Source organism: Phyllobacterium sp. 01N428 (genome assembly GCF_056399405.1).
Genome location: NZ_JBFTRH010000001.1, coordinates 164,655 through 184,793, shown reverse-complemented (window position 1 = coordinate 184,793; position 20,139 = coordinate 164,655). Strand labels below are relative to the sequence as shown.

The window sequence follows — 20,139 nt, the reverse complement described above, 5'->3', positions numbered from 1 at the left end:
AAATCCTGCTAGCGGCCGGGCCGTCCGGCCCGGGCCGCTTCCGCCGCCAGCGCAATGAGCGACTGACGGATGATTGGCACAGCCAAATCCGCGTTGCGACGACTTTCAAGTACGGTTTTCTGCAACCGCTCAATGGCGCGGGCACACGTCAGGGTCGACCAGCGCTGCAATGCCGTCTCCACGAGCTTTTTGCGCGCAAAGAATACGGGCGGCTTGGCCGTCGCAACGGCCGATCCCGCATTTTTGCCCTCCGTTTCCATGCCGTAACGTAACGTTTGTAACGACTGAAACTGGCGAATTGCGCTGCTCAGGATGAGAAAACTCGATGCGCCTGTCCCGATCACCCGGTCAAAGGCGTGGGTGAAATCGGCAAGATTGCCCACCATGATCGCGTCGATGATCGCTTCATAGGATACGGCGCTGACATCGCCAATGATGTCCCGCACGTCATCTATGGTGACGCGCTCGCTCCCGTGCGCATAGAGGCAGATTTTTTCAAGTTCGCCGCGCGTTGCCAGCCGGTCGCCGCCGAGGCTCTCCTTGAGGAGACTACGGGCGTCGAGGCTGATCTGCAGTCCATAGCGGGTCATCATCTCATCAATGGTCGCATCGAGGCTGCGCGCATCGTCGCTGTAACAGGGCAAGGCCATGGCGCTGGCGCTTTGTTCGACGATGCCACGCAGGCCAGCGCCCTTCTTCAGGTCGCCAGCTTCGATGAGAATGAAGGTCGCTTGCGGAGGGTTTTTTGCGAGATAGGCGACTGCGTCGGCGAGGCCCTTTTGGCCCGAGGCATTGCGCACCCAGATCAGCCGCTCACCGCCAAACATCGAAATGGTGTTGGCTTCGTCGGATAGTTTTCCGGGCTCTGCCTGAACCGCATCCGCATCGAGCCGGATGACGGCAAACGGGTCATCCGGGGAAAGGTCCGTAAGCTTGATGAATGCGGCTGCGCGTTCGCTGACGAGCCCCTTGTCGGGCCCATAGATGAGAATGATGGGATAGGCGCGATCGAGCCTTCTCAGGAACGACTCGACCTCGTGCGCTTTCTTCTGTGCCATGATCCTAGGATTTACCGCTTTGGCAGGAGATTGCAATGCGCGGTGGGTGACGCGGCTATCACCGTTGGATCGGCGGGCCTAAAAAGCAAGAAGGCGCCTAACAAACGGAGCTTGTATTTGACCCCGACAACTCGTTCGTCAAACCGGCAACTGGCGAAGCTTCGTCAACTTCCCTATTGGAATTTCGTGCATTGATGGTGCTGCGAGCAATTGCGTGATCTTAAGCATTTCAGGCCAACGCCATACCAATGTTGCAGCGACTTGGTTCAACGGAGTTCTCTGATAAGCGGGGGCCAATATGAAACCATGGAGCCCTGCGGACCGCAGCGCTGCTCGTTCCCCAGCATTTTTGAGGACGCGACCATCCCCGGAAACAAATATCCACTTTTCGGGTGCTTTTCGAAGGTGGTCAATCCATTCTATATCGGCGGAATGTCGACCGTTTGGCAGTCCAGGAACATCCTTTATATGGAATGCTGCGTCACCGTAATTGTTGATGAAGCCGTGAAGTGTGGGCGCTATGACTGTCGAAATGCAGTTATCAAATAAGACATTCACGCTGCGACCCGTTGCTCCATAGAATTCTCGAATTCAACAGACCTGCGGATTGATGCCTCGCTCACGTCATATGCTTGCGCAGCTCCTTCGATTCCCTCTTGTATCGCGGCCGCAGCGAGTACCGCAGTCGGTACGCTAGATGCAGCGTCAATTGGTTGCCCAAATGACCGCGCCGGATCTACGACGACGTTCAGCTTGCGACCACCTGGCCACCACAGTAGGGGATTGCCGTCATCTCCGAAATCGACAGTCTTGAGGATGGGATCAAGTATGCCCTTGAACTCATATTGCTTGCGGAAGAGATTCAACAGCCGTTCGCGCTGTTGCCCCTCCTCGTCCGTTTCTATGATGTGCAGAAAAATCTCACGCCCGTCGGTGCGAAACCTGTCGGAAGAGAGTGGATGATCCTGTCCAATCACCTCACGGGCGGCAACAATGGTGGATCGAACCCGAATTGCGGAAACACCAGCGCGAATAAACGCATCGGCGACCCGGACTTCCATAAGATCACGAAAGCCAAGGAAAACTCGTTCGTCGCCCAAGTTGATATTTGGCGTCCAAAGCGGCTCGTACACCTTGCCCTGCACCCGGTGACCACGAAGCCAACGTGATATTTTCGACGGACGGACGTGCAAAAGCCTCCCCGCTTCCGCAGGCGTATAGACCCCAACGCCAATCAAATTGTCCATCGCGACAAGCTCCTCTCTGTCAAGATAGATTCAGCATGTCTGGGCCGTGTCAATATTGTATAGCGGGAAATCGCAAAACTCAGCAAATGTCCAAAATTAATCCCACACCTAGGCTTACTGGCTGCTGAGAAGCAAGTAGCTATTTGGAAGTTCGCGCGCCCAAATAGCAAGAAGGCGCCCCGAAGGACGCCTCGCTTAAGTGCTTCAAATTATTAAGACAACTGGAGCGGGAAATGGGATTCGAACCCACGACCCCAACCTTGGCAAGGTTGTGCTCTACCCCTGAGCTACTCCCGCATGCGCCAGTCTGTCTTGCGAAGCGGGGCCTATATGGCCCAAGCGCCGGCTAATTGCAACAGGGTTTTTTCAACTTCTGAACGATATAGCGAAAAATCGGCAAAACACCTTGATCTGACTGGGCTTTTCGCTTGAGGCCGCTTCAGGGAGCCATTATCTACAACGCAGAAGCCCTCGCTAAACCCCTTGAGAACGTTGTCATGCCCAAGACTTTCGACGAGCTGCTGCAGTTTCTGCACGAACTCAACATCGAAATATCGACGATTCGCCATGCGCCGGTGTTCACAGTGGGCGAAGCCCAGGATCTTCGCGGTCAGATACCGGGGGCACATACGAAGAATCTCTTTCTCAAGGACAAGAAGGACAACTTCTTCCTTGTGACGGTCGACGAAGAGGCCGAGGTCGACCTGAAGACCATCCACAGCAAGATTGGCGCGGCGAGCCGTGTTTCCTTCGGCAAGCCGGAAAAGCTGCTCGAATATCTTGGCCTCGTTCCGGGTGCGGTGAGCGTTTTTGGTGTGCTCAATGATGCTCAGCATCAAGTGAGAGTGGTGCTCGACGAGGGGCTCATGCAGCACGACACTATCAACGCACATCCCCTCAGCAATGATGCTACGAGTTCCATCGGCCGCGATGATCTCTTGACGTTCCTCAAGGCGACCGGACATGATCCGCTGATCTTGAAAATAGACGGATCGGTCCCAAACTGATAGCTGGTGTCTTCGAGCTTTAGCGAACACCTGACGGATAACGGGAGAAATTGATGAGCAACACTGACAACCCGTTTGGCAGCAGCTATGGCGCTCCCACCACCGGCGCAACAACCGTGTCGTTCGGCGCAAGTGCGCCGAACGGTACGGCGGCCGCCGCTGAATTGATCAAGGACACGACAACGGCAGCTTTCTCCAAGGACGTGATTGCCGAATCAAAGCAACAGCCGGTTCTGGTCGACTTCTGGGCGCCGTGGTGCGGGCCTTGCAAGCAGTTGACGCCGATACTTGAAAAGGCCGTGCAGACCGCCGGCGGACGGGTAAAGCTGGTCAAGATGAATATCGACGATCATCCGGCCATTGCGGGCCAGCTTGGCATTCAGTCCATCCCGGCTGTTATCGCCTTTGCCGACGGCAAGCCGGTCGATGGTTTCATGGGGGCCCTGCCAGAGTCGAAAGTCACCGAGTTCATTAACCGTATCGCTTCGCCGGACGGCGGCAGGGATGCCGCCATTCAATCGGCGCTTGATACGGCAACCGAGGCGACGGAGACAGGCCATTTCGAGGAGGCAGCACAGATCTATTCCGCCATCCTCGGCGAGGTGCCGGATCACATTGCAGCTCTCGCCGGACTCGCAACCGCACTTGTCGAACTCGGCGACGTGGCGCAGGCGAGGGCGAGCCTGGATCTGGTACCGGCTGACAAGCGGCAGGATGCGAGTGTGCGCACCGCCGAGGCCAGGATTGCGCTTGCCGAGCAGGTTGCGACGCTGGGCGACGCCACAGCGCTTGAAGCCAGTCTTCAGGCAAACCCCAAGGATTATCAGGCGCGCTTCGATCTTGCGATGATCCTGAACGCGAAGGGTGAGCGGGATGCGGCAGCCGATCATCTTCTCGCCATCATGAAGGCCGATCGTGGCTGGAACGACGATGGCGCCCGCAAACAGCTGTTGCAGTTTTTCGACGCGTGGGGCCCAACCGATCCATCTTCCCTCACTGCGCGCCGTAAATTGTCATCCCTGCTGTTTTCCTGAGGAAAATCAGGCACTATAGCCGTCGGTCGCGACTTGTCCGATCCGGCTTGGAGAAAATGATGAAGGCAGGAAACGTGCGCTATCGGACGCTGGAAAATATTCCGGAGAGCGTGCCGATCTTTCCGCTGTCCGGGGCATTGCTGCTACCCGGCGGGCAACTGCCGCTCAATATCTTCGAACCGCGCTACCTTGCGATGATAGATGCGGCGCTCTCCGGCAAGCGCATCATCGGCATGATTCAGCCGCGCTTTGACCAGGAGGAGGGTGAAGAAGCGGAGTTGTGCGAAGTCGGCTGCCTCGGTCGAATCACCTCCTTCGCTGAAACGGGCGACGGACGCGTGCTGATCACGCTTCAAGGCATCTGCCGGTTTCGTATCGTCAAGGAACTTGGAACGCGAGCGCCCTTCCGGCAATGCAAGATCGCACCCTTGCGTGCCGATCTCGACGAAGCCGATGAGTCGGAAGTCGATCGCGCGGCGCTCCTGCGCGTCTTCCGCGCGTATCTCGACGCCAACAGCCTGGAAGCGGATTGGGATGGCATCGCCCGCGCCGGCAATGAGACACTGGTCAACGCATTGGCGATGATGTCGCCGTTCGGCGCGGCCGAAAAGCAGGCGCTGCTCGAAGCCGCCGACCTGAAGACACGGGCAGAGACCCTTATAGCCATCACCGAAATAGCCCTCGCCAAGGATGAAGATGGCTTTGAAGGCAGTCTGCAATAGGACGAGGACCTCGCAATGGCCGAAGAGAAACGTGATACGCCCATCGACGTCAAACTGCTGGAACTGCTGGTGTGTCCCTTGACCAAGGGTCCGCTGACCTACGATCAGGCGAACTCCGAGTTGATCTCCAAATCCGCTCACCTTGCTTATCCGGTTCGCGACGGCATTCCGATAATGCTTCCTTCGGAAGCCCGGGCGATCGAGGATTAGGCGGCTTCCCTGATGTCTCATCGTTCTAGCGATTGGCTTTCAGCCGGCTTTGCGTCATATTGCGAGTCAGTTGAATGACTGACCGAGCGCTGATGGCTAAGCAAAACGACAAACGGGAAATTCTGACTGCGACGGCTGCGCGGCTGTTCTGGCGCCAGGGCTATACCGTGACCAGTCTCGCCGATATAGCGGTCAGCTCCGGCATTCCCCTTGGCAACATCTACTATTATTTCAAGACAAAGACCGATCTTGCACGCAGCGTGGCGGACATTTTCGTTGCCGAAACCGAAGACATGCTCACCCAGATCGTCGGCTCGGACCAGGACCCCCGGCGTCGCCTGCAACTGCTGATCGACAAACTCGCCCAATCGCTCAAGAGCCGCGTCGAGCATGGTTGTCCGATAGCGCTGGGCATCCGCGATTTTCGCCGCGATTCACCTGAGGCGGCGAGCCGGGCGGCTGAAGCCTTCAGCCTCCTCATCGGTTTCATCGGCCGGGAACTGGGGCGCTCGGGCATTCGGCCATCCACTGCCCTTGCGATAGCACGCAACGCCGTAACCGAATGGCAGGGCGGTATTATGCTTGCCCATGGCCTTCGCGACCCTACCGTGCTTGCAGAAAGTTTCAGGCGTATGGAACGGCTGCTGCTTGGAGCCAAAGCCCACGCGTGACTGCTGGCAAGCACACACCTCGCATATGGCGGCAAAACGCACTATATGATGCCGGAACGTCATCATGGAGTTGTAATGGCCCGAAGCAACCAAGCTGCCGACTGGGGTAACCGATTGTCACCTTCGCTTGGCGAGATCGAATCGCTGGCGATCGAGGCTTATGCACATCTGCCGGAAACCTTCCGCAGCCTTTGCGGCGATATCACCATTCAGATCTCGGATTTTCCCGAGGACCAGATCGTCGAAGATATGGGCCTGGAATCGCCATTTGATCTTCTTGGGCTTTTTGAGGGAACGGGCATCGGTGAGCGTTTCTCGCTGCAGACCGGACAGCAGACAAATCGCATCACCCTCTACAGGCGTGCAATCCTCGACTATTGGGCGGAGTACGAAGAGGCCCTGGGCGATATCGTTACCCATGTCCTGATCCACGAGATCGGCCACCATTTCGGGCTTTCGGATGAGGATATGGAACGGATCGAGGCCACCGTCGACGGGTAGAGGCCGGCCGCAGGCCATGAAGCGCGGGCCGGCATTAGAGCGATTCAGTAGTCGCCGAGCTTGATACCCGGCTCATAGTCGACGCCATCGACATCCTTGACGACTGCCTGGCCGCACTGCATCACCCCAGTCGCCGAGTTGAAGGCGTAGGTTGGCGATCCGTAAATGTGCCATCCCTTGTTTATGGCGGCCGTAACCTTGTGACAGAAGCTCGCATCATCAGGGCCTGTCAGAAGCCGATAAAGTTTCATGGTGTTTTCCCAGGTTCAAAGCGAAACCAGCCGATCCGGCTTCGCTCAATTTCTGCCAAGAGCCTCCATCTTTGTCACGAGCTTTTGTGCCGTTTCAAGATGCAGGCGTTCGATCATTTTTCCGGCGAGCGAGATGACACCCTTGTTGGCGTTCTCCGGCTGTGCAAAGGCGGCGACAATGGCACGCGCTTCACTTAAGGCTTGTTCATCGGGAAGGAATGCCACACTGGCGCGCTCGATCTGCATGGGGTGAACGAGACTTTTGCCATCAAAGCCCATCGCTGCGGCCTCGGCGCATTCGTCGGCGAACCCCGCAAGGTCAGCAAAGTCATTGAACACACCGTCGATGACATCCAGCTTGCCGGCCCTTGCGCAGAGCATCACCTGCATGAGCCACGGAACGAAGAACGCGCGGCCTTTCTCCAAACGAGTTCCTGTTTCCTTCGCTATGTCATTGGTGCCGACGACGAGACAGTCAAGACGCGCGGTCGAACGCAGTCCAAGCTCGGCGATTGCATCGACGTTGAGGATGCCGCGGGCCGTCTCGATCATCGCCCATAACCGGATGTTCTCCGAAGCATCGGTATCGTCGAGAACCTCGGCAACGTCGGTCACGTCCTGAGGCGTCTGAACTTTGGGCAGGAGAATGGCGTCGGGCCTGCAGGCGCGGGCGGCGAGGAGATCCTCGGCGCCCCATTCGGTATCAAGCCCGTTGATCCGGATGATCCGCTCCGCTCTGGTTGCGGATTGGGCGTGGAAATAGTTTCGGAGACTTTCCCGGGCGGCCTCTTTCGCCTCGGGAGCCACAGCGTCCTCCAGATCGAATATGACGGCATCCGCTTGCAGCGAAGCGACCTTGACAATGGCCTTGGCATTCGATGCGGGAACGTAAAGAACTGAGCGACGCAGGCGAAAAGGTTTCGTCATGGCGGTTTTGTGCCTTGATCGCCGCATCATGACAAGTGCAATCCTGCGTGAAGCTGAGCAGGGCTCAAAGTGCCACAGGCGAAACGCTTTGATTCGCTGCAAAGCTGGTGTAAAGCGAACCATACGTCTCTTTCCGGAATTCTGCAGGCTGACACCATGGACAAATTCACCAAGCTCACCGGCGTTGCGGCTCCGCTGCCCATCGTCAATGTCGACACCGACATGATCATCCCGAAGGATTACCTGAAGACGATCAAGCGCACCGGTCTCGGTACGGGCCTTTTTGCCGAGATGCGCTACAACGAAGACGGCAGCGAGAATCCGGACTTCGTCCTCAACAAGCCTGCCTATCGCAAGGCGCAAATTCTGGTCGCCGGCGACAATTTCGGCTGCGGTTCAAGCCGTGAGCATGCGCCGTGGGCCCTGCTCGATTTTGGCATACGCTGCGTTATTTCGACGAGCTTCGCCGACATCTTCTACAACAACTGCTTCAAGAACGGCATTTTGCCGATCCGCGTCAGCCATGAAGATCTCGACAAGTTGATGGACGATGCGCAGCGCGGCGCCAATGCGACGCTTTCGATAGATCTCGAGGAGATGACGATCAAGGGACCGGACGGCGGCACGATCCACTTCGACCTCGACGCGTTCCGCCGTTACTGCATGCTCAACGGCCTCGACGACATTGGTCTGACGATGGAGAAGGCGTCCAAGATCGATACGTTCGAAACCGCGAATGCGGAAAAGCGCCCCTGGGCTTGAGTGTTTTTAAGATTGCTTATCGGGCCCGCTTCGGCGGGCCTTTTCATTTGCAGACCCGCCAAAGTTTCAGAAAATTGCGCGCGACGCTTTCCATCTTTGCCGAACTTGCGCTAAGGAACCGCCATTCCATTCAACCGCTCTAGAGGTTTTCCCCTGATGGCATCGAAAAAGCTCCTTCTTCTTCCAGGTGACGGCATTGGGCCCGAGGCAATGGCCGAGGTTCGCAAGATCATTGCCTACATGAATGCCGAACTTGCCAGCGAGTTCGTGCTCGATGAAGGCCTCGTCGGCGGCAGCGCCTATGACGCGCATGGTGCAGCGATTTCGGAAGCCGACATGGCTAAAGCACTGGCCGCCGATGCTGTGCTCTTCGGCGCAGTGGGTGGGCCCAAGTGGGACAGCGTTCCTTACGATGTCCGCCCGGAAGCCGGGCTTTTGCGACTGCGCAAGGACATGGAGCTTTTCGCCAATCTGCGTCCCGCCATCTGCTATCCGGCACTTGCCGACTCCTCGTCGCTCAAGAAGGACGTGGTCGAGGGCCTCGACGTTCTGATTGTGCGCGAGCTGACCGGCGGCGTCTATTTTGGCGAGCCGAAGGAGATTCGCGATCTCGGCAACGGTCAGAAGCGCGGCATCGATACGCAGGTTTACGACACCTACGAGATCGAGCGCATTTCCGGTGTCGCCTTCGAGCTTGCGCGCACCCGCGCCAACAAGGTGACGTCGATGGAAAAGCGCAACGTCATGAAGTCGGGTGTGCTCTGGAACGAGGTCGTCACGGCAACGCACAAGGCCAAGTATTCCGATGTCAAGCTGGAGCACATGCTGGCCGACGCCGGCGGCATGCAGCTCGTGCGCTGGCCCAAGCAGTTCGACGTCATCGTCACGGATAATTTGTTCGGCGATATGCTGTCCGACATCGCAGCCATGTTGACGGGTTCCCTCGGCATGCTGCCGTCGGCGTCGCTCGGCGCACCCGATGCAAAGACCGGCAGCCGCAAGGCGCTCTACGAGCCCGTGCACGGATCCGCGCCGGACATTGCCGGTACAGGCGCTGCCAATCCGATCGCGATGATCGCCTCGTTTGCGATGTGCCTGCGCTATTCGTTCAACATGATCGCCGAAGCCGATCGGCTGGAGGCTGCGATTGCCGGCGTTCTCGACGACGGCATCCGTACGGGCGACATCATGTCGGAAGGCAAGACCAAGGTCGGCACCGTCGAAATGGGCGATGCGATTCTCGCCAAGTTCAAGGCTCTTGCGGCCTGAGGAGCATCGCAGCAACAAAAGAAAAGCCCGGCGCGACAGAATCGCGCCGGGCTTCTTCATTTATGCGGGATCACTCTACGGCATGAAGATCCGTGCCTTTCGTATCGCGTACGAAAAGCACGCCGATGATGAGGGTCATCGCCGCAATCACGATCGGATACCAGAGGCCATAGTAGATATCGCCCTTGGCAGCGCTCATTGCGAACACCGTTGCCGGCAACAGGCCGCCGAACCAGCCGTTGCCGATGTGGTAGGGCAGGGACATGCCGGTATAGCGGATGCGGGTCGGGAACATCTCGACCAGGATCGCGGCAATTGGCCCGTAAACCATCGTGACGTAGAGCACGAGGATGAACAGAATACCGATAACCTTCGGCCAATTGACGGCCGCCGGATCAGCCACCATTCTGAATGCTCCAGCGCCCGGAATGGAGAAGACCGCAACTTCCGTCGCACCGGCTGCCTCATCAGCGGTGATCAGCTTGTCCTTTACCGCCTGCGCCACCGGCACCATGGTTTTCGTTCCGCCGCGAATGGCGGCCGCGTCAAGTGCGAGCTTCGGATTGGCCGCTACAAAGGCATCGAGCTTTGAATCAGCAACCTTGGCGGGGTCGCGGACCAGCGGATAGCCTCCGTCCTGGAGCGCGGTGTTGACTCCCTTGGTGAAGGCAGCCGTCTTCGCCGCTGCATCTGCGCCGGCAGTCGCGCCGTCGAACGATGAGACGGTTTCGCTACCGATCGTCACGGTTGCCGGCGTGCCTGCAGGTGCGGTCGCTACGATGTCATAGGGTATCGAGCTCTTGGCCAGGAAGTCGGTCGCAATATCGCACGAGCTGACCGGCTTGCGGGTTCCGACGGGGTTGAACTGGAAGTTGCAATCACCGGGGGCCGCTGTCACGGTTGCCCGCACCGTTTCCTGTGCCTTCGCCAGCGCCGGGTTGGCTGCCCAGGTCAATGCATGGAACAAAGGGAAATAGGTGATGATCGCCAGTGCGAGACCCGCCATGATGATGGGCTTGCGCCCGATCCTGTCGGATAGCCAGCCGAAGAAGACGAAGAAGCCTGTACCCAGCAAAAGGGCGATAGCGATCATGATATTGACCGATTGCCCATCGACCTTCAGCACGTTCTGCAGGAAGAACAGTGCGTAGAACTGGCCGGAATACCAGACGACGGCCTGGCCTGCGGTGAGACCGAAGAGGGCCAGAAGCGCGATCTTGGCGTTCTTCCACTGGCCGAAGGCCTCCGAAAGCGGGGCCTTGGAGCCTTTGCCCTCTTCTTTCATCCGTTGGAAGGCAGGCGATTCGCTCAAGGACAACCGAATCCAGACGGAAATGCCGAGAAGGACAAAGGACAGGATGAACGGCAAGCGCCAGCCCCATGCCGCAAACGCTTCCTTGCCGAGCCAATTCTGGATGACGAGGATGACGATAAGCGAGAGGAAGAGACCCAGCGTCGCTGTGGTCTGGATCCAGCTCGTGTAATAACCGCGCTTATTGTCCGGCGCATGTTCGGCAACGTAGGTCGCAGCACCACCATATTCACCGCCAAGAGCCAAACCCTGCAGCATGCGCAGGGCGATCAGGATGACCGGAGCGGCAATGCCCCAGCTCGCAGATCCTGGAAGGATACCGACGAGGAAGGTCGACAGGCCCATGATCAGGATTGTCACAAGGAACGTATATTTGCGGCCGACGAGATCGCCGATGCGACCGAAGACCAGTGCGCCGAACGGGCGGACAAGAAAGCCTGCGGCAAAGGCGAGCAGTGCGAAGATATTGCGTGTAGCTTCAGGATATTCGCTGAAGAAGGCCGCGCCGATGAAGGCCGCCAAGGACCCATAAAGATAAAAGTCGTACCATTCGAAGACGGTACCGAGCGAGGAAGCGAAGATGACCTTCTTCTCTTCCCGCGTCATTCCCCGACTGGACGAGTCGGCCAAAGACGTCGTTGCCATTGTATTCCTCCCAGAAAACGGCAGTTGAACCAAGAACACCCACAGCAAACCCCAATTGGTGTTCTCCACTGTCGACACTGCGCATGATCATATCCCCCGATGCACTTGGCTCGTGTTGACCATGCGCCGGTGAATGTCCTCCGGAATTTCTCCCCCCAAAGGTCATGCACCTCATGCACATGCAAATTGTTGACTAAATATTGAAGAAAGCAAAGCCCGCACCTTACGTAAATTGTCCAAAATCATGTGGAACACGACATATTCTTGTCATTTGAGCGGGCGATTGACTCTTTTACGAAAGTGCGTACAAGCACAGACGGATATGGAGACGCCTCTCGTGGCAAGCGAATCAATTGCTCTCGCCCTGATGAACCGTTCCGGCATGATCGCCGGACGCCTTGGCGTGCCCGCGTCCGTCCTCACCACCATGGCCAAACAGACTGCGAAAACGACCACCAAAACGGTCTGATTTCCCTTGGCCTGCTCGCCCCCTCCCGGGTCCGGCCCGGGGGTGAGACCCGCAACGGCCAGCGGGTTTTCCAAAGAGCAGAGAGGGGACAGGAGATTGCTAAAATGAGTTTCAAGGTTGCGGTTGTTGGCGCCACGGGCAATGTGGGCCGCGAAATGCTTACCATCCTCGAAGAGCGCGGCTTCCCGGTAAGCGAAGTTGTTGCCCTCGCATCGCGGCGGTCACAGGGCACGGAAGTGTCCTTCGGTGACCGGACGCTGAAGGTGAAGGCGCTCGACACCTATGATTTTTCCGACACCGACATCTGCCTGATGTCGGCGGGCGGCAATATTTCCAAGGAATGGTCACCGAAGATCGGCGCACAGGGCTGCGTCGTCATCGACAACTCTTCAGCCTGGCGCTACGACGCCAACGTGCCCCTGATCGTGCCGGAAGTGAATCCGGATGCAATTACCGGGTTCACGAAGAAGAACATCATCGCCAATCCCAATTGCTCGACCGCCCAATTGGTCGTCGCCTTGAAGCCGCTGCATGACAGGGCCAGGATCAAGCGCGTCGTCGTTGCCACCTACCAGTCGGTTTCCGGCGCCGGCAAGGAGGGCATGGATGAGCTGTTCGAACAGTCACGTGCCGTCTTCGTGGCCGATCCGGTGACAAACAAGAAGTTCACCAAGCGGATTGCCTTCAATGTCATCCCCCACATCGACGTCTTCATGGAGGATGGCTACACCAAGGAAGAGTGGAAGATGGTCGCGGAGACCAAGAAGATGCTCGACCCCAAGATCAAGCTGACGGCGACCTGCGTGCGCGTGCCGGTGTTTATCGGCCATTCCGAGGCGGTCAACATCGAGTTTGAAAGCCCGATGAGCGCTGAGGAAGCCCGCGAGATCCTGAGCGATGCGCCAGGATGCCTCGTCATCGATCGCGCCGAGGATGGCGGCTATATCACGCCTTACGAAGCCGCAGGCGAGGACGCCACTTATATTTCGCGCATCCGCGAAGACATCACCGTGGAAAATGGCCTGTCACTCTGGGTCGTTTCCGACAATCTGCGCAAGGGTGCGGCGCTCAACACAATCCAGATCGCCGAACTACTCGTTGCGCGCGGGCTGATCCAGCCGAAGCAGATCGCGGCCTGACAGGACGCGAACTTTCGAAATCAAGGGCGCGGGCAACCGCGCCCTTCAGACTGCTGACAAATCCCTGGTCACGACTGGGGGTTTGTGATTCACTGGGCCATGTTGAAGAAACCTGCTCCCGAACAGACAGCGCTCGAGATGGTGACGCTCGACAGCCTGGTGCCGAAAGACCACCTGCTTCGCAAGATCGATACGGGGATCGACTTCTCTTTCATTCATGACCGGGTTGCCGGCTTGTACTGCGCCGACAACGGCCGGCCGCCGCTCGACCCGACCTTGATGTTCAAGGCGTTGTTCATCGGCTACCTGTTCGGTATCCGCTCGGAGCGGCAATTGGTGCGCGAGATCGAGGTGAACGTCGCCTATCGCTGGTTTTTGCGCTTGAAGCTGACCGATGTGGTTTTCGATGCCTTGACGCTGTCGCAGAACAGCCGCCGCCGCTTCAACGATACGCCGGTTGCCCAGGACATCTTCGACGCGATCGTCGAACAGGCCATCGCCAGGGGCCTTGTGGACGGCACGGTGCTCTACACGGATTCGACCCACCTGAAGGCAAATGCCAACAAGGGCAAGTATGATGTTGAGATGCTGCACAAGTCGCGGGCCAATTACTGGGCCGATCTCGACCGGCCATCGAAGCGGAGCGGACAGCCCATGGCCAGAGGCCGTTGAAGGAGACGGCGCGTGCGCCCGGGACCAGGCAAACCAAGGTCTCGCGCACCGATCCCGACAGCGGCTACATGGTGCGCGACGGCAAGCCGAAGGGCTTCTTCTATCTCGATCATCGCACGGTGGATGGCCGCCACGCGATCATCACCGACACCCATGTGACGCCCGCCAACGTCCATGACAGCATTGTCTATCTCGAGCGGCTGGACCGGCAGCGGCACCGCTTCGACCTGAACGTCGGCGCCGTCGGCATGGATGCCGGTTATGCGACGGCGGGCATCGCCAGGGGGCTGGAGGAACGCGCGATCCTTGGCGTGACGGGTTACCGCAATCCGACCCCGCCCAAAGACGGCATGATGCGCAAGTCGACGTTCGTCTACGAGCCTGATGCCGATGGCTATCGGTGCCCTGGGGGTCAGTTGCTCTCTTATGCCGCCACTGACCGCAACGGTTACAGGCACTATCGCTCAGACCCGGCAATCTGCCAAAGCTGCCCGCTTCTGGCCTCTTGCACGTCAAATGCCAAGGCAGAGCGAACGATCACCCGTCATGTCTGGCAGGATGCACGCGACAGGACCGACGGCCATCGCAAGACGCTCTGGGGCAAGGCGATCTACAAACGGCGAAAGGAGACGGTGGAGCGCTCGTTTGCCGACGCCAAGCAACTGCATGGCCACCGCTATGCCCGCTTTCGCGGCCTGATCAAGGTCAGGTGGCAATGTCTGCTGGCGGCCAGTGCCCAGAACATCAAGAAGATCGCAATGGCACTGGCGAAAGCGCCCAAACCAGCCTGGGCGTGAGGCCCATCAGGTCAATACCGACAACACCGCACTGCCCTTAAAACACCGACAGAAAAGCGCATCACCACAAAACAAAAAACCGCAGCAAAATTTGCCGGGTTCGTCAGCAGTCTGAGGGCGCGGGCAACCGCGCCTTTTTTATGCGCCGAGCTTGTCCACCAGATCGACGAGATCGCTGGCAATTACGTCCCAATCTTCAAGAGGCGCGAGATCGGAAGTCTGTGACGGACCGTGCTCGGTTGGCCTCAGAATAAAGGCCGTACGCATTCCGCAGCGACGCGCTCCGGCAAGATCGTCATTGTGAGCCGCAACCAGCATGACCTGATCCGGTCGCAGTCCCAGGAATTCGCTTGTGCGCAAATAGGCTTGAGGCGCGGGTTTGTAGACCTCAACAACATCCGACCCGAGGATGACGTCCCATGGCAGTCCCGCGCGCTTTGCCATGTCGAGAAGGAGGCTGGTATTGCCACCGGATAGTGGCCCGATGAGGAATTTCGACTTCAATCGCGTCAGGCCGGAGATTGAGTCAGGCCAGGGGTCGAGGCGATGCCAGGCGAGGTTCAATTCATCGAGGTCGGCGCTCGGCAAGAGCTTTGGCTCTATATCGACGGCTTTGAGCGCCGCTTCGAGATTTTCCCGATTAAGCACGTCCAGCCGCGCGAAGGGGCGTTTGCCGCTGCGCACCGCGTCCGTCGCCTGATCGTAGAGGCGCGACCAAGTATCGGCGAAATCTGCTGCGTCGACGTGAAGGACTCCGCGCCGCTCGAGGAAAGAAGATACCTGCCGCGCGATCCCGCTGCGCCAATCGACGACGGTGCCCAGCACGTCGAACAACAATGCGCGTACTTCAAGCGGCGTGCTGTGGTTTGTGTTCATGCGGCTATTCCCTTGCCTCGATGCTCGCGATGAGATTGTCGCGCATGTCCAATAACTCTGTTCTCAGCGATTTGGCGTCTTCGAGCGTGCAGCCAAAAGCCTTGCCGATCGCTAGCGGCACCGCTTCTGCCTTTGCACGCAGGCTGCGCCCGCTGTCCGCCAGATTGATCAGGACCTGACGCTCGTCCACGGTGTCGCGGCGACGGGTGATAAGGTCCATTGCCTCTAGCCGCTTCAACAGTGGCGTCAGCGTGCCTGAATCGAGGTTGAGCCTGTCACCGATGGCTCTGACGGTCTGGTTCTCCTCCTCCCACAGTACGACCATGACGAGGTATTGGGGGTAGGTAAGTCCAAGCGCTGAAAGCCGTGGCTGATAGGCGCGGGTCACGGCATTTGCGGTCGAATAGATCGCGAAGCACAGGAAATTGTCGAGCTTGAGCAGCGAGTCCGATGCAGTTGGCGCGGTTTTCTTCATTCTGGAAACTCCTGCTCTTCGTGCAAGCACAATCTAATCGGCGTGCTTCGATTGCGCATCATTTAATTTTTTATCATCTATATCCGAAATTCATATTGCGCACAATTCAATTGTGTGCAATTTAAAGCGTGTCGAATGAATTCAGCCAGAGGTAACGACGATGAGCATTCTCTACACCACCAGGGCAACGGCAACCGGCGGACGCGATGGCAGTGCCAAGAGCGAAGACGGACGCCTCGAAGTGACGCTTTCAACGCCGAAGGAGCTTGGCGGCAACGGTGCCGGCGGCACCAATCCGGAGCAGCTGTTTGCCGCCGGTTATTCGGCGTGCTTCCTTGGTGCGATCAAATTCGTCGCTTCGCAACGCAAGGTTAAAATTTCGGAGGAAACGGCTGTAACCGCGACGGTTGGCATTGGCCCGCGCGCGGACGGCAAGGGTTTTGGCCTCGACGTTGCGCTTGCCATTACGATGCCCGGCGTCGATGCAACGCAGGCGCGTGAGATCGTCGACGCTGCGCATATTGTCTGCCCCTATTCGGAGGCGACGCGCAGCAATCTCGACGTGCGTCTTTCGGTTAACTGATCAGCGTTTACGCAAGCCCACGCTTTTCGATCATCGCATCGGGCGTGGGCATCTTGCCGCGGAACGCCTTGTAAAGCTCCTCCGGGTCGCGGCTGCCGCCGGCCGAGTAGATGAACTGCTTCAGCTTTTCCGCAAGTTCGGAATTGAATACGTCGCCGCTTTCTTCGAAAGCCTTGAAGGCGTCGGCATCAAGTACTTCCGACCACATGTAGGAATAGTAGCCGGCCGAATAGCCGTCGCCCGAGAAGACATGGGTGAAATGCGGCGTGCGGTGGCGCATGATGATGGCATCCGGCATTTCAAGCTGCTTCAATGTGGCGGCTTCAAATTCGATCGGATTGGATGGCGGCGTGCCATCGGCGTGGAATGCCATGTCGACCAGCGCCGATGACGTAAACTCCACCGTGTTGAACCCGGCGTTGAAAGTATTGGCGGCGAGCACCTTGTCCAGCAACGCCTTTGGCATCGCTTCGCCCGTCCGGTAGTGGACGGCATATTTTTCGAGAATGGCGGGTACGGTCAGCCAGTGCTCATAAAGCTGCGAGGGAAGTTCGACAAAGTCGCGCGAAACGGAGGTTCCCGATACGGCCGGCCAGGTCACGTCCGACAAGAGCCCGTGCAGGGCGTGGCCGAATTCGTGGAACAGGGTGCGGGCGCCATCGAGCGAAAGCAGCGCCGGCTCGCCCTTGGACGGTTTGGCGAAATTCATGACGTTGTAGATGATCGGCGCATGGTCGCCGTCGAGCTTATGCTGCGATTGCAGGGCGCTCATCCAGGCGCCCGAGCGCTTCGACTGGCGATTGAAGTAGTCGCCAAGAAAAAGGCCGCGCTTGCTGCCATCGGGATTGAACACTTCCCAGACACGTACATCGGGATGCCAGGTGGGAATCCCGGTCTTTTCGGCAAAGCGAATGCCGAAGAGGCGGGTCGCAACGTCGAAACAGGCTTCGATAATCTTTTCAAGCTGGAGATAAGGCTTGAGTTCGGTTTCGTCGAAGGCGAAGCGTTCGTTGCGCAGCTTCTCGGCATAGTAGCGCCAGTCCCATGGCTCGACCCTGTGGTTGCGGCCTTCCCCGGCAATGAGGCGCTGCAAGTCCACTTCTTCTTCCGCCGCCCGTTCCTTGGCCTTTTCCCACACCGGCTCGAGCAAATCCATCACCGCCTTTGGCGTTTTTGCCATGGTGTCGTCGAGCTTATAGGCGGCAAAGCTCTTATAGCCTAGGAGCCCGGCCTTTTCTGCGCGCAGCTTCACCATTTCGGCAACAATCGCAGTATTGTCGGTTTCGGCGCCGTTCTCGCCGCGTGCTGCCCAGGCGCGGAACGCCTTCTCCCGCAAGTTGCGGTTCTCAGAGAACGACAGGAAAGGCTCGATAATCGAGCGCGAGAGCGTGACGGCCCATGCATCATTGCGGCCGCGTTCCTCGGCGGCGCCTCGCATGGCGTCGCGCACGAAATCCGGCAGGCCGGCAAGTTCCGCCTCATCGGTGATGAAAAGGGCCCAGTCGGCTTCGTCCTTGAGCACGTTCTGGCCGAATTGTGCGCCAAGGCTTGCGAGCCGCTCGTTGATATCGGCGAGCCGCGCCTTGCCTTGTTCATCGAGCTTCGCGCCGCTGCGTACAAAGCCTTTCCAGGTCTTTTCGAGGACGCGGTCAGTCTCCGCGTCGAGTCCGAGCAGGTCGCGTTGCTCGTAGAGCGAATCGATACGGGCGAAGAGATGCGGATTCATCATGATCGATGAGGCATGCCGAGACATTTTGGGCGCGATCACGCGCTCCAGAGCCTGGATCGTATCATTGGTGTGCGCACCTGCACGGAGCCAGAAGATTGCCGAGACATGATCGAGGTCCTTGCCCGAAAGCTGCAGCGCCTTCAGCGTATTTTCGATGGTCGGCGCTTCGGGATGGGTAACGATCGCGTCGATGTCGGCCAGGTCCGAGATAAGGGCCGCGTCGAAGGCGGCGGCGAAATCGTCGTCGTTGAATGCCGTGAAATCGGGAAGTCCAAGTGGCCCGGTCCAGTTCGTCAGCGCATGGTTGAAGGCCGGTTTTTGCGTGGACATGGGAGCTCCCTGATCAAGTATGGAATTGCCTTTAAACATTTAGGGCGGACCCGCGGCCGTCACAAGCTGCGAAGTCCAACATATAAATCCCAAGTGAAAAGCGGAACAAAAGGTCCCGCTTTTCAATTCCCGTGGCTCAACTGCTGCGCTTGCGCGCGGCAAGGGTGCGCAGTCGCAGTGCATTGAGGCGGATGAAACCGGCCGCGTCCTTTTGGTCATAGGCACCGCGATCGTCTTCGAAGGTAACCAGCGCATCCGAGTAGAGCGACTTCTTCGATTTCCGGCCCGACACCATGACATTGCCCTTGTAGAGCTTGAGCCGGACCGTGCCTTCCACGTCGTCCTGGCTCTTGTCAATCATGGCCTGCAGCATTTCGCGCTCCGGTGAGAACCAGAAGCCGTTGTAAATGAGCTCGGCGTAGCGCGGCATAAACTCGTCCTTGAGGTGGGCCGCGCCACGATCGAGCGTGATCGATTCCATGGCCCGGTGTGCGGCAAGGAGAATGGTGCCGCCGGGGGTCTCGTAGACGCCGCGTGACTTCATGCCGACGAAACGGTTCTCGACGAGATCGAGCCGGCCAATGCCATTGTCCCGCCCAAGGTCATTGAGCGCCTTGAGCAGGGTTGCCGGCGAAAGCGGCTTGCCGTCGATGGCAACGGCATCACCCTTTTCGAAAGCGATCTCGATCTCGGTTACCCGGTCCGGCGCTTCCATCGGGGAGATCGTGCGCTGGTGTACATATTCCGGCGCTTCCTGCCACGGATCCTCCAGCACCTTGCCTTCGGACGAGGAGTGCAGGAGGTTGGCGTCGACCGAGAACGGCGCTTCGCCAAGCTTGTCCTTGGCGATCGGAATCTGGTGCTCACGTGCAAATTCGAGAAGATCGCTGCGCGACTTGAAGGTCCAGTCGCGCCAGGGCGCGATGACCTTGATGTCGGGATTGAGTGCGTAGGCGGAAAGCTCGAAGCGAACCTGATCATTGCCCTTGCCGGTCGCGCCGTGGGCGATCGCGTCAGCGCCGGTCTTGGCGGCGATCTCGACGAGATGCTTGGATATCAGCGGGCGGGCGATCGAGGTACCGAGCAGGTAGACGCCTTCATAGACCGCATTGGCGCGGAACATCGGGAAGACGAAATCGCGAACGAATTCCTCACGCACGTCCTCGATGTAGATTTCCTTGATGCCGAGCAACTCGGCCTTCTTGCGCGCCGGCTCCAGCTCCTCGCCCTGGCCAAGATCGGCTGTGAAGGTCACGACCTCGGCGCCGAGCTCGGTTTGCAGCCACTTCAAGATGATCGATGTGTCCAGTCCGCCGGAATAGGCCAGCACGACTTTCTTGACGTCTTTCCACTTGTTCATTTTGCTATCCCTGATGCCGGGAACCACACACGTTCCGTTGCGGTCTTTTAACAGTTAGCGCCATGTTGGCAAGCAGCGCGCCATGGTGAATCG

Annotated in this window: 22 protein-coding genes and 1 tRNA gene; 12 read left to right on the top strand and 11 right to left on the bottom strand. The window is 58.4% G+C overall.

Annotation, left to right across the window (positions count from 1 at the left end):
- Positions 1-8: 8 nt before the first annotated feature.
- The 4 genes from holA to AC1DNI_RS00920 all read right to left on the bottom strand — a co-directional run bounded on the left by holA (position 9) and on the right by AC1DNI_RS00920 (position 2,602).
- Positions 9-1,058 (bottom strand): DNA polymerase III subunit delta, encoded by a 1,050-nt coding sequence (gene holA, locus AC1DNI_RS00935; protein WP_477690491.1) that lies wholly within the window; start codon positions 1,056-1,058, stop codon positions 9-11.
- A gap of 138 nt (positions 1,059-1,196) precedes the next feature.
- Positions 1,197-1,616, bottom strand: coding sequence for a PIN-like domain-containing protein (locus AC1DNI_RS00930; protein WP_477690490.1), 420 nt, complete (start codon positions 1,614-1,616; stop codon positions 1,197-1,199).
- Positions 1,613-2,305, bottom strand: a complete 693-nt coding sequence (locus tag AC1DNI_RS00925; protein WP_477690489.1) for a hypothetical protein — start codon at positions 2,303-2,305, stop codon at positions 1,613-1,615. Before AC1DNI_RS00925 ends, AC1DNI_RS00930 begins: the two co-directional genes overlap by 4 nt.
- 222 nt (positions 2,306-2,527) lie before the next feature.
- Positions 2,528-2,602, bottom strand: a tRNA-Gly gene (locus tag AC1DNI_RS00920).
- A 200-nt stretch (positions 2,603-2,802) separates the two neighbouring features.
- Here AC1DNI_RS00920 and AC1DNI_RS00915 point away from each other — a divergent pair.
- The 6 genes from AC1DNI_RS00915 (at position 2,803) to AC1DNI_RS00890 (ending at position 6,450) form a co-directional block, all read left to right on the top strand.
- Positions 2,803-3,312, top strand: a complete 510-nt coding sequence (locus AC1DNI_RS00915; protein WP_477690488.1) for a prolyl-tRNA synthetase associated domain-containing protein — start codon at positions 2,803-2,805, stop codon at positions 3,310-3,312.
- 53 nt (positions 3,313-3,365) lie between these two features.
- Positions 3,366-4,346: a thioredoxin gene (gene trxA, locus AC1DNI_RS00910; protein ID WP_477690487.1), complete on the top strand. Its 981-nt coding sequence runs from the start codon at positions 3,366-3,368 to the stop codon at positions 4,344-4,346.
- Positions 4,347-4,405: 59 nt separating this feature from the next.
- On the top strand, positions 4,406-5,068 hold the full coding sequence (locus tag AC1DNI_RS00905) for an LON peptidase substrate-binding domain-containing protein (RefSeq protein WP_477691449.1): 663 nt from the start codon (positions 4,406-4,408) through the stop codon (positions 5,066-5,068).
- A 15-nt stretch (positions 5,069-5,083) separates the two neighbouring features.
- Positions 5,084-5,278: a Trm112 family protein gene (locus AC1DNI_RS00900; protein ID WP_477690486.1), complete on the top strand. Its 195-nt coding sequence runs from the start codon at positions 5,084-5,086 to the stop codon at positions 5,276-5,278.
- Between the two features lie 74 nt (positions 5,279-5,352).
- Entirely contained in the window at positions 5,353-5,949 is a 597-nt protein-coding gene (locus AC1DNI_RS00895; protein ID WP_477690485.1) for a TetR/AcrR family transcriptional regulator, read from the top strand.
- 75 nt (positions 5,950-6,024) lie between these two features.
- Entirely contained in the window at positions 6,025-6,450 is a 426-nt protein-coding gene (locus AC1DNI_RS00890; RefSeq protein WP_091921544.1) for a metallopeptidase family protein, read from the top strand.
- Between the two features lie 44 nt (positions 6,451-6,494).
- Here the strand turns inward: AC1DNI_RS00890 and AC1DNI_RS00885 are convergent, their stop codons facing one another.
- Positions 6,495-6,701, bottom strand: coding sequence for a DUF1737 domain-containing protein (locus AC1DNI_RS00885; protein WP_027230952.1), 207 nt, complete (start codon positions 6,699-6,701; stop codon positions 6,495-6,497).
- 45 nt (positions 6,702-6,746) lie between these two features.
- Entirely contained in the window at positions 6,747-7,628 is an 882-nt protein-coding gene (locus AC1DNI_RS00880) for an HpcH/HpaI aldolase/citrate lyase family protein (protein WP_477690484.1), read from the bottom strand.
- Positions 7,629-7,784: 156 nt separating this feature from the next.
- Between AC1DNI_RS00880 and leuD the strand changes: the two genes are divergently transcribed.
- Positions 7,785-8,390: a 3-isopropylmalate dehydratase small subunit gene (gene leuD / locus AC1DNI_RS00875; RefSeq protein ID WP_153666947.1), complete on the top strand. Its 606-nt coding sequence runs from the start codon at positions 7,785-7,787 to the stop codon at positions 8,388-8,390.
- A gap of 156 nt (positions 8,391-8,546) precedes the next feature.
- Positions 8,547-9,659 (top strand): 3-isopropylmalate dehydrogenase, encoded by a 1,113-nt coding sequence (gene leuB, locus AC1DNI_RS00870; RefSeq protein WP_477690483.1) that lies wholly within the window; start codon positions 8,547-8,549, stop codon positions 9,657-9,659.
- 70 nt (positions 9,660-9,729) lie between these two features.
- Here the strand turns inward: leuB and AC1DNI_RS00865 are convergent, their stop codons facing one another.
- Positions 9,730-11,616: an MFS transporter gene (locus AC1DNI_RS00865; protein WP_477690482.1), complete on the bottom strand. Its 1,887-nt coding sequence runs from the start codon at positions 11,614-11,616 to the stop codon at positions 9,730-9,732.
- A 337-nt stretch (positions 11,617-11,953) separates the two neighbouring features.
- On the opposite strand from AC1DNI_RS00865, the gene AC1DNI_RS00860 reads away from it, so the two are divergent.
- The 3 genes from AC1DNI_RS00860 (at position 11,954) to AC1DNI_RS00850 (ending at position 14,693) form a co-directional block, all read left to right on the top strand.
- Positions 11,954-12,085, top strand: coding sequence for a hypothetical protein (locus AC1DNI_RS00860; protein ID WP_255695232.1), 132 nt, complete (start codon positions 11,954-11,956; stop codon positions 12,083-12,085).
- 104 nt (positions 12,086-12,189) lie between these two features.
- Positions 12,190-13,224 (top strand): aspartate-semialdehyde dehydrogenase, encoded by a 1,035-nt coding sequence (locus AC1DNI_RS00855; protein WP_091947501.1) that lies wholly within the window; start codon positions 12,190-12,192, stop codon positions 13,222-13,224.
- Between the two features lie 99 nt (positions 13,225-13,323).
- Positions 13,324-14,693 (top strand): IS1182 family transposase gene (locus tag AC1DNI_RS00850; protein WP_477690481.1). Its coding sequence is split into 2 segments (ribosomal slippage): positions 13,324-13,855 and positions 13,855-14,693, totalling 1,371 coding nucleotides; the frame shifts between segments, so codons are not numbered across the junction.
- 138 nt (positions 14,694-14,831) lie between these two features.
- On the opposite strand, the gene AC1DNI_RS00845 is transcribed toward AC1DNI_RS00850, so the two are convergent.
- Both AC1DNI_RS00845 and AC1DNI_RS00840 read right to left on the bottom strand, forming a co-directional pair.
- The gene (locus AC1DNI_RS00845; protein ID WP_477690480.1) at positions 14,832-15,569 is read right to left on the bottom strand and encodes a haloacid dehalogenase type II; all 738 of its coding nucleotides are present in this window, start codon (positions 15,567-15,569) and stop codon (positions 14,832-14,834) included.
- 4 nt (positions 15,570-15,573) lie between these two features.
- On the bottom strand, positions 15,574-16,044 hold the full coding sequence (locus tag AC1DNI_RS00840; RefSeq protein WP_477690479.1) for a MarR family winged helix-turn-helix transcriptional regulator: 471 nt from the start codon (positions 16,042-16,044) through the stop codon (positions 15,574-15,576).
- 160 nt (positions 16,045-16,204) lie between these two features.
- Between AC1DNI_RS00840 and AC1DNI_RS00835 the strand changes: the two genes are divergently transcribed.
- Positions 16,205-16,627, top strand: coding sequence for an organic hydroperoxide resistance protein (locus AC1DNI_RS00835; RefSeq protein WP_091947509.1), 423 nt, complete (start codon positions 16,205-16,207; stop codon positions 16,625-16,627).
- Between the two features lie 7 nt (positions 16,628-16,634).
- Here the strand turns inward: AC1DNI_RS00835 and AC1DNI_RS00830 are convergent, their stop codons facing one another.
- Together AC1DNI_RS00830 and AC1DNI_RS00825 are read right to left on the bottom strand one after the other, a co-directional pair.
- Complete coding sequence (locus AC1DNI_RS00830; RefSeq protein WP_477690478.1) at positions 16,635-18,686, bottom strand: M3 family metallopeptidase; 2,052 nt, start codon at positions 18,684-18,686, stop codon at positions 16,635-16,637.
- 136 nt (positions 18,687-18,822) lie between these two features.
- Positions 18,823-20,046 (bottom strand): argininosuccinate synthase, encoded by a 1,224-nt coding sequence (locus AC1DNI_RS00825; RefSeq protein WP_477690477.1) that lies wholly within the window; start codon positions 20,044-20,046, stop codon positions 18,823-18,825.
- Positions 20,047-20,139 lie beyond the last annotated feature (93 nt).